Origin of the sequence: Trichococcus collinsii (assembly GCF_900107505.1) — a bacterium.
Classification (GTDB): domain Bacteria; phylum Bacillota; class Bacilli; order Lactobacillales; family Aerococcaceae; genus Trichococcus; species Trichococcus collinsii.
Map to the genome: position 1 here is coordinate 392,853 of NZ_FNQH01000001.1, position 15,135 is coordinate 407,987.

Below are 15,135 nucleotides of genomic sequence, written 5' to 3' on the forward strand. Positions count from 1 at the left end.
GACAAACGCAGCTTGCAGCATCAGGAACAAAAAACAGCCAGCTCCTTCAAATCGGGAGTTGGCTGTTTTTTTTATGGATTCTGTGTTGCTTCTTCTTCATCCTGTGCAGCGGATGATGATTCATCGCTTACCGCTGATGAGTTTGATGAAGATGATGAGGAGTCGCTTGATGCTTTGTCTTTGTCTTTCTCCTCCGCTTCGGAGGATTCCTGAGCCGGGTCGGCGATGGTCACCTGGATTGTGGCAGCAGGTGATGTGCTTGAGCTGACTTTTACGAGCAAAGAAATCGTGATTGTGCCTTTATCAGGATTATCAATGACGACTTTGGTATCTGTTGTCGTTTCGGATGCGCCACCTGCTGTCACCGTGTATTGCGCTTGTGCATTTGAATCGGTGCCGCTGGCTGAATATTTATCCCATTCGATGGTCAACTCGTCCTTATCGGTGTTGTAGCTAGCCTTCAAACCAGAAGGCGCCAACAGAGTTACACCGTATTTCTTGGAGGTGGAAGTAGGTTCCGTTCCCTTGACAAAAAGTTCTGTTGCGATCAGGTTGCTTGGCGTATTTGAGCCGGGCTTCATGATCGGATCAGTGTACTTTTCGATCGAGACTTGGCTGACCGATGCGGGCTGAGTCCAATCGGCATAATCGGTATCCTCGGAAACGTAGGACATCAACTCACGATAGATATCACGCGTTAGACTTTGTGTCTGGTAATCCAAAAAGTTACCGTATTCCTTAGAATTGTCATAGCCAACCCATACCGCAATGGAATAGCTTGTCGAATAACCGGCAAACCAGGCATCAGGAGCGGCATAGGGTACGTTTGTACCACCGACTGCGGCCAATTCATCATCTGTATAGTTGGTAGTACCGGTTTTGCCGGCCTGCGGCAAGCCGGATATCTGGGCATTCTTAGCCGTTCCCTCGGTGATGACGTCCTTCAGCATATCAGTGATCATATAAGCTGTAGATTCCTTCATCGCTTCGGTTCCGGTCGGTTCGAAGGTAAATTCTTCACCTTCAGAAGTCGTCACGGATTGGACCGTGTAAGGCTCGTAATAGGTGCCGCCGTTGGCGAAGGCGGCATAAGCTGCCGAAAGCTCAATCGGTGTTGCTTCGCCACCAATCGCATTGGATTCAACCAAATATTCCTGATCATCGTTCGTAATCGTGATGCCTAATTTTTGCAGGAACGAAAAAGCGTTATCCGCGCCGACTTCCTGGAAAGTCTTCAATGCCGGAATGTTGCGTGAATCGACCAACGCTTCGCGGATAGTCTGATCGCCTTTGTACTTATTGTCATAGTTGTTGATTTCGCTGCCGTCGGAGTAACTGTATTCCTCGTCAACCACTAATGTGCCTGTTGAGTAATCCAAGTATTCGATGGCCGGTCCGTAGACCGCCAACGGTTTCATGGTCGAGCCAATGCTGCGTTCCAGTGTCGAGGCGCGATTGAGCCCAAGTTGGACATTCTGGTTGCGCCCGCCGATTACTGCCTCGATGGCGCCAGTATTGACGTCGACCATGGAAACACCTGTCTGCAGCAAATCATCCGGGAATTCGATATAATCGTAAGTATTCACAATATCGTACAGACGTTGCTGTGCATCCATATCGATGTTGGTCGTGATCGTCAGTCCGCCTTCGTAGACGTCTAAGCCGGTTTTCTCCGTGACTTCATCGATGACGAGTTGGATGTAAGGGTCGATCACCAAGGACGTGTTTACATCGCCAGAGTGATCGAGGATGCTGCCTTGTATTTGAACCGTTTTTGCCTCAGCGCTTTCTTCGGCAGTAATCTTTTCGTTCTCGACCATCATGTCCAGAACAAGGTCGCGTCTAGCTTGAGTATCCACCGCGTTAGTGATTGGGTCATACAAGGAAGGGGCTTGCGGCATGCCCGCTAAAGTGGCTGCTTCAGCGAGTGTCACATCGGTGATGGATTTGCCGTAAAAGTATTCAGCGGCCGTTCCCATACCATAGACATTGTTGGACATGTAGACTTTATTAATGTAAAATGCCAAAATTTCATCTTTCGTATATTCCCGTTCCAGCTGCATAGACATCCAGGCTTCCTGAGCTTTTCGTTCCAAGGTCTGGTCCTCGGAACTGGTTGAAAAATAAGATAATTTAATCAATTGCTGAGTGATGGTGCTTCCGCCTTGCGAGATGCCACCTTGCTGTAGATTCGCGAACAAGGCGCCGATGATCCGGATCGGATCGACGCCGTTATGATCGTAAAAACGTTGGTCCTCTATCGATACGATAGCATCCTTTAAGACTTGGGGGATTTCTTCAGGGGTGACCAATGTCCGGTTCTGATCGTTCCCCCCGATCTCCTTGATTTCGTTTCCGTCGGCATCCAAAATGGTCGATGCCACCGTTCCGACCAATTTTTCCTCGGTCAGTTCGGGAGCTGAGGAAACATAGTAGAAGAAGAGTCCTGCTCCGGAAGCGAGTCCGATCATCCCCAGGGCCAAAACACCGAAGATTATTTTCTTCCAGAGCGGCATCCCGGCTTTCTTTGCGTTCGCTTTCGGTTTCGCTTTCGCGGCCGTTTTGCGTGGGCCTTTTGTATTTCCGTTGTTCTTTCTGTTGTTTGTGCGTGATCGTGTATTATTGCCTTCATTCGGCATGTGGTTCACCTCTTAATTATTTGATAGTGCGTTCAAGCATTTTATCCACGGCATCCAGATAATCCAATCGGGGATTGAATCCGTATGCCACTTCGATGCCATTGTCCTCAATAAAAGCTAACGGAATCGATTTACGGCCATTATTCAACGTATTTTCCCAAAAGTCAATCAGATAGGAACTGTTCAGCAAGAAAACGCGGTTAAAGCAGGAAAAACGGATCAGTACGAACGTGATCCCTTGCTGTTGGATACATCTTTTCATGTGGACGATCTGATGCTCGTGGAAGTTGCTTAAAGGTATGGCTGTCTTGTTTTTTGTTTCTTTGGCTTCAAAGTCCAGATAGAGACCTTTGTAGACACCGTTATAGTCGGTAGTGGAGGACTGCCGATAGTAAGCTTCTTTGATGACGGCTGCGCTTCTTTTGGGGTAATCTACTTTAACGACTTGGATAGGCGTCGGTTTTTTATGTATGACGGCTTTTCCTGATGAAAGGTAATGCTCATTGCTGCTGTTGATCTCTTCTTCAAGCGTCATTCCGCGGTTGCTGTATACGAAGTCTTTCCTCTTTGCAGTTTTCGGTATATGCGACTCGGCATGGAACTTTTTGCCGTTCGGATAATTTACGGCCACTGACGATCACCCCCATTGAATGATTATACCAAAAACATATGATGAAAGAAATCTAAGAAAGCATTAAAATCGAAGGCCAAAGCGTTGATAACGGGCACATTTTTTGCACGAATACGGAATAATGAAGCACTTTTTGTTTACAACACCGCTTTTCTAGTGTAGTATTGGAGAGTGTGCAATATCAAATTAATTGCAATAAAATCAAGATTTTTGGAGGAAAGTAAATGACTGCAAAATGGGAAAAAACAGGCACTAACGATGGTGTCTTAACATTTGAAATTTCAGAAGAAATCATCAAACAAGAAATGGATAAGGTCTTCAACAAAGTGAAAAAGAACGTTTCCGTTCCTGGATTCCGTAAAGGTAAAGTTCCTCGTCACGTATTCAACAATATTTATGGTGAAGAGTCTTTATTCGAAGACGCATTGAATGGCGCTTTGCCTGATGCTTATTCTCAAGCTATTGAAGAAGCTGGATTGGATCCTGTTTCACAACCAAAAATTGACATCAAGAGCATGGAAAAAGGCCAACCTTGGGTCATCGCTGCTGAAGTAACAGTGAAACCTGAAGTGAAGCTTGGAGAATACAAAAATCTTAAAGTTGAAAAACAAGACCGCGTCGTTACAGATGAGGATGTAGAAAACAACTTGAAAGAAAAACAAGAGCGTCAAGCTGAATTAGTCCTTAAAGAAGAAGGCGCAGAACTTGGCGATACAGCTGTAATCGACTACGAAGGATTCGTTGACGGTGTGGCTTTTGAAGGCGGCAAAGACCAAAACCATTCTTTAGAGTTAGGATCTAATCAATTCATCCCAGGTTTCGAAGAACAATTGGTTGGCGTTAAAGCTGGAGAAGAAAAAGACATTGTCGTGACTTTCCCTGAAGATTATCAAGCTGAAGATCTTAAAGGAAAAGAAGCTACATTTAAAGTAATCGTACACGAAATCAAAACAAAACAATTACCTGCTTTGGATGACGAATTCGCAAAAGATGTCGACGAAGAAGTAGCGTCATTGGACGAATTGAAAGCTAAAATCCGCAAGGAATTGGAAGAAAGCAAAACTGCTGCAGCTGACGAAGCTGTTCAGGATCTAGCTTTGAGACAAGCCGTTGCCAATGCTGAAATCGTTGAATTGCCGCACGTAATGGTCCACGATGAAGTACACCGTCAAATGGATCTTTTCCTGAATGATATGCAACGTCAAGGAATCTCTCCTGAATTGTACTACCAAATTACAGGTACTACTGAAAAAGACTTGCACGTCCAAATGGAATCTGATGCTGATGAACGCACGAAAACATCACTAGTATTGGAACAAATCATCAAAGATGAAAACATCGTTGTTTCTGAAGAAGAAATCGCTGCAGAAATCGAAGAACTAGCAAAACAATATAACATGGATGCAGACCGTGTCCGTGGATTGGTCAGCCCTGATATGTTGACTAACGATATCCAAATGAAGAAAGCGATGAGCATCATCACTGATTCAGCAATCGAAGCATAAGAAAAGTTGAAACAGAATACAGAGATCGGGACATTGTCTTCCATAGTCAGTGTCCCATCTGTTTATACTCAGGGATATATTCGGACTTTAACCCCACTAGGTATACGGATCATATTCTTTTTCAATTTTTCCTTTCTGTGTTAAGATGTAAACCGTTCGTAAGCGGTCAGGGTCAACGCACCACAGCAGTTGGCGGATCCTGGCAAGTTATACTGGATCGGAAAGTAAGTATATAGAGAGGAGAATGATTGTGTTCCATGATGAAAGTATCGGAACAATACATTGTTCATTCTGCGGAAAATCTCAGGACCAAGTGAAAAAGATCATTGCGGGGCCGGATGTATATATTTGTAATGAGTGTGTAGATTTATGCAAAGAGATCATCGAAGAAGAAATCTATGCACCAAGCGAAGCGGTATTCACCGAGGTGCCAAAACCGCAGGAAATCCAAAAGATTTTGAGCGAATATGTTATTGGTCAAGAAAAAGCCAAACGTACGCTGTCTGTAGCGGTCTATAATCACTACAAGCGTATCGGTCAAATGAGTATGATGTCAGAAGACGATAATGTAGAGTTACAAAAAAGTAATATTTGTTTGATAGGCCCGACTGGTTCGGGTAAAACCTTCCTAGGTCAAACATTGGCGCGTATCCTGGATGTCCCATTTGCGATTGCTGATGCGACAAGTTTGACGGAGGCCGGCTATGTTGGTGAGGATGTCGAAAATATCCTATTGAAGTTGCTTCAAGCTGCCGATTTTGATGTCGAGCGGGCTGAACGCGGAATCATCTACATCGATGAGATTGATAAAATCGCCCGTAAAGGTGAAAATGTATCGATCACGAGAGACGTGAGTGGTGAAGGGGTTCAACAAGCGCTGCTTAAAATTTTGGAAGGTACTGTTGCAAACGTTCCACCGCAAGGCGGCAGAAAACACCCGCAACAAGAGTTCATCCAAATCGACACGACGAACATTTTGTTCATTGTTGGTGGTGCCTTTGACGGCATCGAAACGATCGTGAAAGAACGTCTTGGCGAGAAAGTTATCGGCTTCGGCTCTCCACAAGCCAAACATTTAGAAGACAAGAGCATCATGCAGCAGATTATACCGGAAGATTTGTTGAAATTCGGGTTGATACCGGAATTCATTGGTCGTTTACCGATAATGGCTGCGTTGGAAAAATTGACAGAAGACGATTTGGTTCATATTCTGACTCAACCAAAAAATGCCTTGGTAAAACAATACAAAAAATTACTTGAGTTGGATGGCGTCGAATTGATATTCGAAGATGACGCATTGCGCTCCATCGCCAAAAAGGCACTGGAAAGAAACACTGGTGCCCGTGGACTGCGCTCCATCATCGAAAATATCATGCTGGATATCATGTTTGATATCCCAAGCAGAGATGAAATCGTGAAGTGCGTCATTACGGATAACATAGTGAATGGCATCGGTGCGCCGTTGCTGTTCGATGAAGACGGCAAACAAATCAACTAAACATGAGCTTGCGTTTGAAGTCCGGCGAATCAGACAATTTCCAATCTGATTTCCGGATTTTTTCGCATAATCATGACAGTCGGTTGCAGAAATAGTATTAAGCGTCGTTTCAATTGCAGACGGCTTTGAAAAGGAGTGGAAACAAATGCACGTAAAAGATGCGGAAATCGTAATGAGCGCGGTCGATCCCAAACAATACCCGGCAACTGGCTTTGCAGAAATCGCTTTGGCGGGGCGGTCCAATGTGGGTAAATCATCGTTCATCAATAAACTCATCAATCGCAAAGCGTTAGCGCGGACATCAAGTAAACCGGGAAAGACCCAGACTTTGAACTTCTATCTAATCAATAATTCATTCTATTTTGTAGATGTTCCAGGTTATGGTTACGCAAAAGTTTCAAAAACAGAACGGGCCAAATGGGGCCAAATGTTAGAGACGTACTTCACACAACGGGATACGTTACGACATGTCTTTTTGATTGTAGATTTTCGCCATGAGCCAACCGAAGACGATATTCAAATGAAGGATTTCATTGAATATTACAACCTTCCTTATTCGGTCATTGCCACCAAATGCGATAAAATTCCGCGCGGGAAATGGAATCAACATTTCTACCGCATAAAAAAAGCTTTGAATCTTCCGAGTGATGAGTCTTTGATCATGTTCTCAAAAGAAACGGGTGAAGGTTTGGAAAAAGCATGGACCTTGATTGAAGGAATATTGACTGAGTATGATGAAGCAGCACAAGAATAAAATAATTGAAAAACAATGGGCAACATCCTACTATTGGGTGTTGCCCATTCTTTGTCCATTCGTTATGATGGGTTAGACAAGCTGTTTCTAGTCGAATGAAAAGAACAAGGGAGGGTAATATGGAAACTGAGAAAAAGCTAAACCGTTATACTACCGAAGAAAAAAGTTGGATCATGCAGGATTGGGCGAATTCGGCATACTCCATCATGATCACGACGGCAGTATTCCCTTTGTATTTCAAGTCGATTGCGGAAAGTGGTGGATTGACGGATGCTGACTCGACAGCCTATTGGGGATATGAGAATGCGGCCGCAACGCTTGTTGTGTCATTGCTTGCTCCTGTGTTGGGAGCCGTCGCGGATTACAAAGGCTTCCGTAATCCCTTATTTACAGGCTTTACATTGGCCGGTATCTTCGCGACAATCGGGTTCGTGTTTGTGCCTGCTGCGAATTGGCTGTTTCTGTTGGGATTGTACATGTTATCGGTTATCGGTTTTTCCGGCGCAAATATCTTCTATGATGGCTCCTTGATGGACGTGACGACCGATGAACGGATGGATCGTATTTCCTCTGCAGGATTCGGCTGGGGTTATATCGGCAGTTCCATCCCGTTCGTCATCTTCATTTTTTTCCAATTGACAGGCATTTTGCCAGTGAGCACGATCGGTATTGTGAAAGGTGGCTTCATCCTTACTGCTATTTGGTGGTTCGTCTTCACCATCCCTTATTGGAAGAATGTCAAACAGAACTATTACATCGAAAAAGAAACGCAAGTGATCCGCAAGAGTTTCCTCAGGTTATGGGAAACACTGAAGAACATTAAGGAACACAAACAAGCCTTTTTGTTTTTGCTGGCCTATTTCTTTTACATCGACGGGGTTGGAACCATATTCAAAATGGCGACCGCAGTCGGATCGGATATTGGCCTCTCTTCGAATGAACTGATCGTTGTCATGCTGGTTGTCCAGTTTGTGGCTTTTCCGTTCTCCATTCTGTACGGGCGTGCATCCAAACGGTTCGGCAACAAGAACATGATTTTTGTGGGTATTGTAACGTATATTTTCATTTGTATCTATGCTTTGCAGTTGGACTCCTTGCTGACATTCATTATTTTGGGTCTGCTAGTCGGTACGGCCCAAGGAGGCGTGCAGGCGTTGAGCCGATCCTTATTCGGCCAACTGATTCCGAAAGAGCAAGCGAACGAATTCTTTGGATTCTATAATATCTTCGGAAAATTTGCGGCAGTGGTCGGTCCGTTGCTTGTCGGAGTCATCTCGCAGCTGACAGGAAACTCGTTGGATGGGGTTTTTGCCCTGATCATCCTGTTCGTGATCGGTGGAATCCTGTTGTTTTTTGTGAAAATTCCGGATTTGAAAGGAGAACAGCTGGGTTGATCACTTTGATGCCCAGCTGAGTAAATATTTGCATGTGTTGAGCAGATGTGGTAAAATTTATTTTGCATCTTTATGCGCGTTTTTATAAAATGAAGACATTTCTTCAAGGTGGGAGACATTTGGCAGAACGTATTTCAGAAGAAAAATTAGCGCAGATCAGAACCGAAACAAATATTGTTGATGTCGTCAGCCAATATGTACAACTCAAAAAAAGAGGCAAGAATCATTTCGGATTTTGCCCGTTCCATGACGAGAAGACCCCTTCATTTTCTGTAGCAGAAGAAAAACAGATTTTTCACTGTTTCAGCTGCGGAAGAGGAGGGAATGTTTTTACTTTTTTGATGGATGTCGAGGGTATTTCATTCGTTGAAGCAGTCATTAAGACAGCCGAATTAAGCAACATTGAATTGGATTTCTCGTACGAAAACCATGCGCAAGATAATCCGCTGCAGTCAAAAAAAGAAAAACTGATCCAAATCCATGAGGAAGCTGCGGCTTTTTACCATCAAGTCCTCATGAACACCGTTACGGGGCAAGCTGCGCTGGATTATATGATACAACGCGGCTTCACGCCGGAGACACTAAAAGAATATCAAATAGGTTTCTCTCCATCCAATCGGACAGCACTCTTTCAAATGCTGAAAGCGAAGGCATTCGATGAAGGACTCCTTCAAGAAAGCGGTATTTTCACGGATAGGCAAGGGCAAAACGAACTTTTCGATCGGTTCTCAGCCCGGATCATTTTCCCGCTGCGGAACGCTAAAGGAAAGACGGTCGCTTTTTCCGGCCGAATTTTGCATGCAACCCCAGCGGATGAATCAGGTTACCATGAAGCAAAATATCTGAACAGCCCCGAAACACTGTTGTTCAATAAACGGGATTTCCTTTTCAACTTCGACAAAGCCCGCAGTGAAATCCGGAGACATTCAGAAGTGATCCTTTTTGAAGGGTATATGGATGTCATATCCGCTTGGCAAGCGGGTGTTAAAAATGGCGTCGCCTCGATGGGGACTAGTCTGACGGATGAACAGAACCGGATACTGACGAAAACGGCCGACAAAATAGTTATTGCCTATGACGGCGATCGTCCCGGTGTCGAAGCGACCAAGCGCGCCATAGAAATACTGGAACGCAACAAGCACTTCGATATTTCGATTTTCCCGTTGGAAGCAGGTATGGATCCGGATGAATACATCCAACAAAAAGGTCCGGAGGCATTCGTTAAGGCACTGAAAAACAGCAGGGAAACAGTCATTCAGTTCTATTCACGCTACCTCAAGATGAATCTGAACCTGGATTCCGAAAAAAACCGCATCACCTATATCGAAACCATGCTTAAGGCATTGGCCCCCCTAGATTCTTTGATCGAAAGAGAGCTTTACATGAAGGATATCGCGGATGAATTCAGTATCCCGGTAGATATCCTGCAAAAGCAATTGAAGGGGTATCAACAAGAAGTGCTTCAGCAACGGCCTGAACGCGAGCCGGTCAGGAGAGCCGTACCGCATGATGCCACCTCTCACTCGGTGTATCCAAGCACGAACAAACGCAAAATGACCCAGGCAGAGCAAAGTGAAAAACAATTGCTCTACCGTCTGTTTCATTTCGAAGAGGTCTGGTCGTATCTGAACGAAATTGATGCAGATTTTAATTTCATCCATGATGATTATCAGACGATTTACATTTTGTATGAAGAATTTTTCAGGCAGACTGGGTTGGTCGGGAATATCGACCAATTTTTGGACCGCATCAACAATCAAGCACTTCAAAATGTGATTACGGAGATCGAATGGTTCCAATTGGATTCGGAAGTCACTTATCAGGAAATTCAGGATCTCGTCCATATCATCCGGGATAAGTCATCCCTTCAAGACCAGCTGACCAAGAAACAGGCAGAAATGAAGGAAGCCCGAAAGAAAAATGACAACGAGCGTCTGAAGACAATCATGTTGGAAATCGTTTCACTATCAAAAGAATTAAAAGCAACAAAGAAATAGCCCGCATCGAATGGAGGAATCATTTTATGGCAATCGAAAAAAATGATCAAGGTTTCACGTTAGAACAGGTCACCAAAAAGCTGATCGCAGAACACAAATTATTGGGGTCCGTCTTCTACGACGAATTGGCCGATAAGATAGCTACGCCTTTCCAATTGGACGCGGATGCAATGGATAAGCTGATACAAAAAATGGAAGATGGCGGTGTCAGCGTCGTAGACGCAGACGGCGGTCCGACTGCTCGTCAACTTGCCAAAGAAACAGTGAAGCCTGAAAAACCAGCAGCAGCCAAGAAGGATGAAGAAGAAGACCCGATGGCTGTGCCTCCCGGAGTGAAAATCAACGACCCGGTCCGCATGTACCTGAAGGAAATCGGCCGTGTGCCTTTGTTGAACGCAGAGGAAGAAGTCAATTTGGCTCTCCGCATCAAAGAAGGCGATCAAGAAGCGAAACAACAATTGGCTGAAGCCAACTTGCGTCTTGTTGTTTCGATCGCAAAACGTTATGTGGGCCGAGGGATGCAATTCTTGGATCTGATCCAGGAAGGGAACATGGGCCTGATGAAAGCTGTCGAAAAATTTGACCACACTAAAGGATTCAAATTCTCCACCTACGCAACTTGGTGGATCCGTCAAGCCATCACCCGTGCCATCGCCGACCAAGCCAGAACGATCCGTATCCCTGTACATATGGTTGAAACAATCAATAAATTGGTCCGCATCCAACGTCAATTGCTACAGGATTTAGGTCGCGAACCGACACCGGAAGAAATCGGTGCCGAAATGGACCTTCCGACTGAAAAAGTCAGAGAAATCCTTAAAATCGCCCAAGAGCCGGTTTCTTTGGAAACGCCTATCGGAGAAGAAGATGATTCCCACTTAGACGATTTCATCGAAGATCAAGAAGTCCTGAGTCCAGCTGACCATACTGCCCAAACACTCTTGAAGGAACAACTTGAGGAAGTGTTGGACACTTTGACCGACCGTGAGGAAAACGTCCTGCGTCTGCGTTTCGGCCTTGACGACGGCAACGTGCGGACTTTGGAGCAAGTGGGCAAAGTATTCGGCGTCACCCGCGAGCGTATTCGCCAAATCGAAGCGAAAGCTTTGCGCAAACTGCGTCACCCAAGCCGCTCGAAACAATTAAAAGATTTTCTTGAGTAATAAGCACCCTAACCCGAGGTATTGCACTCGGGTTTTTCTTATGCCATTTTCTGATTGATAATAGGATTAATGGGATATATGAAATGGAATTATGCTAAAATAGAATTATCAGCAAAAATGGAAATGGAGGGATAAGGTTGAACAATCAACAATTATCCGTAAGACTCGAGACGGTCGCAGGTTTTGTGCCGGAAAACGCCAGACTGGCCGATATCGGCTCGGATCACGCTTATTTGCCTTGTGTTTTGGCAGCGCGCGACGTCATCAGGTACGCATTGGCAGGGGAAGTTGTGAAGGGCCCCTTCGAATCAGCAGCGGAACAGATCAGAACATCAGGAGTCGGTAATCGCGTCAGTGCCAGACTTGGCGATGGCATGGATGTGATCGAGCCGACGGATCATATAAACGTCGTCACCATCTGCGGGATGGGTGGGGACTTGATTTCCAAAATTTTGGAAAAAGGCCGACTGAAAGATAAATTGGTTGGTGTGGAACGGTTGATCCTTCAGCCCAATAATGGAGAAAAGAAACTGCGTGAATGGTTGATTGCCCATCAATACAAAATCATCGACGAAACGATATTGGAAGAAAACGGAAAGATTTATGAAATCATCGTTGCCGAAAATGCAGAAACGCCAGAAAACTATACTGATTTGGAATATAGCTTCGGTCGTTTCTTGCTTAAGGAAAAAAATGAGACGTTCCGCAAAAAATGGCTATCCGAAATCGACAAGTGCCAATACATATTGGACAGCATGCAAAAAGCAAGCAATAATCTGAACGATAAAGAACAGCAAGTGATCAATAAAATCAATGAAATTAAAGAGGTGCTGAAATCATGAAAAGCATTACTGGTTATGAATTCATCGAGTTATTCGAATCGCATGTTCCGACTTGGCTGGCAGAGGAGGGAGATCCGGTGGGCCTCCATTTAGGAGACTTGAGCCGTCCGGTCCACCGTATATTGGTGACGCTTGATGTCCGTCCGGAAGTCGTTCAGGAGGCCATCGAGAAGCAAGTCGACTTTATCTTCTCCCATCATCCGCCGATCTACAGACCGTTAAAAAATCTGGACGTTTCAGACAAGCAAACAAAGATGTACGTCGATCTGCTGAAACATGACATCAGCGTCTATGCGGCCCACACGAATCTGGACAATGCGAACAACGGGATGAACGACTGGCTCTCTGAAGCGTTGGGGCTGTTGGATGTTGAAATTATGGACGTCACGAAGCGCGTGCCTGTGAAAAAAATATCCGTATGCGTGCCGAATGCGGAATGCAATCGTGTCCGAGTGGCTATGACCGATGCAGGAGCGGGGAACATTTCCGACGAATACAGTCACTGCTCCTACGAAGTACAAGGAGTAGGTCGCTTCACGCCGCTCGAAGGCGCAAAACCTGCCATCGGCCACATCAACGAACCCGAAGCGGTGCAAGAAAAGAAAATTGAGATGCTCGTCGAAGACAAGTATTTGGCGGAAGTATTGGAGGCGCTGTATGAATCGCATCCTTACGAAGAACCCATCTATGAAATCTACACGATCAATAATTTCCAACGCGAATACGGTCTGGGGAGGGTCGGCAATTTAGCTTTGCCGATGTCATTGCGTTCCTTTATCCAGTACGTGAAGGATGTTTTCCAGATCGAAGGCATGCGCTTCATCACAGCCGATTTGGATCAGACGATCACCCGCGTTGCCATCTGCGGCGGGGATGCCGGCAAATATTACCGGAAAGCAATCAAAAAGGGTGCGGATGTCTACATCACTGGCGACGTCTACTACCACACGGCCCACGATATGCAAGCTGATGGGCTGACCGTAATCGATCCGGGCCATCACATCGAACAGATCTGCAAACCGAAATTATTGGAATTATTTAATGAATGGAAAAAAGAAAATGAGTGGGATCTGGAAGTCATCGCTTCCGAAATCAACACGGATCCTTTCATTTTCGACAGTCAATTGTGAGAGGGTGTCAATGAATGCAAGAAAAATTAGTGGAGCGTTTTTTGAAATACGTTAAATTCGAGACGAGATCGGATGAAAAAAGTCCGACAGTGCCTTCTACCCAAAATCAGGTGGAATTCGCCAAAACTGTTTTGATGCCGGAACTGGAAGCCATCGGACTTTCGGATATCCAATACAATGCGGCCAATGGATTCGTGACGGCACTTTTGCCCAGAAATTCCGAAAAAGCGTTCCCCGTCATCGGGTTCATCGCCCATATGGATACAGCTGATTTTGAAGCCGCACATGTCAATCCACTTATTTGGGATGACTATGCGGGCAATGATCTAATCTTGGATGCTGAAACACAGCTGATCCTTTCGCCGAAGGATTTTCCTTCTTTGAAGAACTACGTCGGTCAGACTTTGATCACTACCGACGGGAAAACGTTGCTGGGTGCGGACGACAAAGCCGGCATCGCCGAAATCATCACAGCGTTGGAAGCGATAAAAGCAGCGGATAATTTGGAACACGGGGACATCAAAGTCGCTTTCGGACCGGATGAGGAAATCGGCCGTGGAGCTGATCTTTTTGATGTGGCCGGCTTCGGCTGCGACTTTGCCTATACGATGGATGGCGGACCATTGGGAGAACTTGAATTTGAAAGCTTCAATGCCGCGCAAGCCATCGTAACGATCCAGGGCAAAAATGTGCATCCAGGCACTGCCAAGGACACGATGGTGAATGCGATCAAGTTGGCCATCGCTTACGACAGCGCTTTGCCGCAAAATGAAGTGCCTGAACAAACCGAAAAGCGCGAAGGCTTTTATCATCTGTTGGGCATTGAAGGCAATGTGGAAGAAAGCAAGATGACCTACATCATCAGGGACCATGACAAGGAGCTTTTTGAGAACAGGAAAACCACCATGCTTACGCTGGCTGAACGCATGAACAAGGAATTGACTGAAGAACGCATCACTATCGAAATGCACGATCAGTACTACAACATGGGGGAAGTGCTGAAAGAGGATATGCGTCCAGTCGATCTGGCGGAAGCAGCGATGAAGTCAGTGGGAATCACCCCGATCATCGAACCGATCCGCGGCGGGACAGACGGATCCAAGTTGTCCTTCATGGGTCTGCCCACTCCAAATATTTTTGCCGGGGGAGAAAATTTCCACGGACGTTATGAATTTGTGTCTGTCCAATCAATGGAAAAGGCCGTTGCGGTCATCGTGGAAATCATCAGACAAAGCCAAGGATACGGAGAACAATGAGAAATCCAGTGCTCATTTACTTCATCCTGGCGAACCTCGTGCTATTCATGTTGATGGGCATCGATAAAAAGAAAGCGCGGCAAAAAACTTGGCGCATACCGGAACGCAATCTGCTCCTGCTCGGATTTTTCGGTGGCGGCCTGGGCGGACTGCTGGGGATGCATCACTTCCGCCATAAGACGAAACACCTGAGTTTCAAAGTAGTCTTCGCTTTGGGAACCATTTTAACAGGAATAACATCCTATATCTTACTTTGATGAAATGGGCTGACTCATTTTTTCGAGGTAGCCCTTCCTATTGATATGAATGTTTGGCACGAGGGCGCC

General features: G+C 45.5%; 12 protein-coding genes. 10 read left to right on the forward strand and 2 right to left on the reverse strand.

The window, feature by feature from the left end:
- Positions 1-71: 71 nt before the first annotated feature.
- Together BLV66_RS01920 and recU are read right to left on the reverse strand one after the other, a co-directional pair.
- The gene (locus BLV66_RS01920) at positions 72-2,639 is read right to left on the reverse strand and encodes a PBP1A family penicillin-binding protein (RefSeq protein WP_086985096.1); all 2,568 of its coding nucleotides are present in this window, start codon (positions 2,637-2,639) and stop codon (positions 72-74) included.
- A gap of 16 nt (positions 2,640-2,655) precedes the next feature.
- On the reverse strand, positions 2,656-3,270 hold the full coding sequence (gene recU, locus BLV66_RS01925; RefSeq protein WP_086985094.1) for a Holliday junction resolvase RecU: 615 nt from the start codon (positions 3,268-3,270) through the stop codon (positions 2,656-2,658).
- A 224-nt stretch (positions 3,271-3,494) separates the two neighbouring features.
- On the opposite strand from recU, the gene tig reads away from it, so the two are divergent.
- The 10 genes from tig to BLV66_RS01975 all read left to right on the forward strand — a co-directional run bounded on the left by tig (position 3,495) and on the right by BLV66_RS01975 (position 15,066).
- Positions 3,495-4,775 (forward strand): trigger factor, encoded by a 1,281-nt coding sequence (gene tig, locus BLV66_RS01930; protein ID WP_086985092.1) that lies wholly within the window; start codon positions 3,495-3,497, stop codon positions 4,773-4,775.
- A 244-nt stretch (positions 4,776-5,019) separates the two neighbouring features.
- Positions 5,020-6,273, forward strand: coding sequence for an ATP-dependent Clp protease ATP-binding subunit ClpX (gene clpX, locus BLV66_RS01935; RefSeq protein WP_086985090.1), 1,254 nt, complete (start codon positions 5,020-5,022; stop codon positions 6,271-6,273).
- A 145-nt stretch (positions 6,274-6,418) separates the two neighbouring features.
- Positions 6,419-7,027 carry a ribosome biogenesis GTP-binding protein YihA/YsxC gene (gene yihA, locus BLV66_RS01940; protein ID WP_086985088.1) on the forward strand — a complete coding sequence of 203 codons (609 nt, stop codon included), beginning with the start codon at positions 6,419-6,421 and terminating at the stop codon, positions 7,025-7,027.
- A gap of 119 nt (positions 7,028-7,146) precedes the next feature.
- Positions 7,147-8,421, forward strand: coding sequence for an MFS transporter (locus BLV66_RS01945; protein WP_086985086.1), 1,275 nt, complete (start codon positions 7,147-7,149; stop codon positions 8,419-8,421).
- A 119-nt stretch (positions 8,422-8,540) separates the two neighbouring features.
- Positions 8,541-10,418, forward strand: coding sequence for a DNA primase (gene dnaG, locus BLV66_RS01950; RefSeq protein ID WP_086985084.1), 1,878 nt, complete (start codon positions 8,541-8,543; stop codon positions 10,416-10,418).
- Between the two features lie 26 nt (positions 10,419-10,444).
- Positions 10,445-11,581 carry an RNA polymerase sigma factor RpoD gene (rpoD, locus tag BLV66_RS01955; protein WP_086985082.1) on the forward strand — a complete coding sequence of 379 codons (1,137 nt, stop codon included), beginning with the start codon at positions 10,445-10,447 and terminating at the stop codon, positions 11,579-11,581.
- A 137-nt stretch (positions 11,582-11,718) separates the two neighbouring features.
- Positions 11,719-12,423 carry a tRNA (adenine(22)-N(1))-methyltransferase gene (locus BLV66_RS01960; protein WP_086985079.1) on the forward strand — a complete coding sequence of 235 codons (705 nt, stop codon included), beginning with the start codon at positions 11,719-11,721 and terminating at the stop codon, positions 12,421-12,423.
- Positions 12,420-13,553: a Nif3-like dinuclear metal center hexameric protein gene (locus BLV66_RS01965; protein ID WP_086985077.1), complete on the forward strand. Its 1,134-nt coding sequence runs from the start codon at positions 12,420-12,422 to the stop codon at positions 13,551-13,553. The genes BLV66_RS01960 and BLV66_RS01965 overlap by 4 nt, the downstream gene beginning before the upstream one ends.
- Positions 13,554-13,567: 14 nt before the next feature.
- Entirely contained in the window at positions 13,568-14,809 is a 1,242-nt protein-coding gene (gene pepT / locus BLV66_RS01970; protein WP_086985075.1) for a peptidase T, read from the forward strand.
- The gene (locus tag BLV66_RS01975) at positions 14,806-15,066 is read left to right on the forward strand and encodes a DUF1294 domain-containing protein (protein WP_086985073.1); all 261 of its coding nucleotides are present in this window, start codon (positions 14,806-14,808) and stop codon (positions 15,064-15,066) included. Before pepT ends, BLV66_RS01975 begins: the two co-directional genes overlap by 4 nt.
- Positions 15,067-15,135 lie beyond the last annotated feature (69 nt).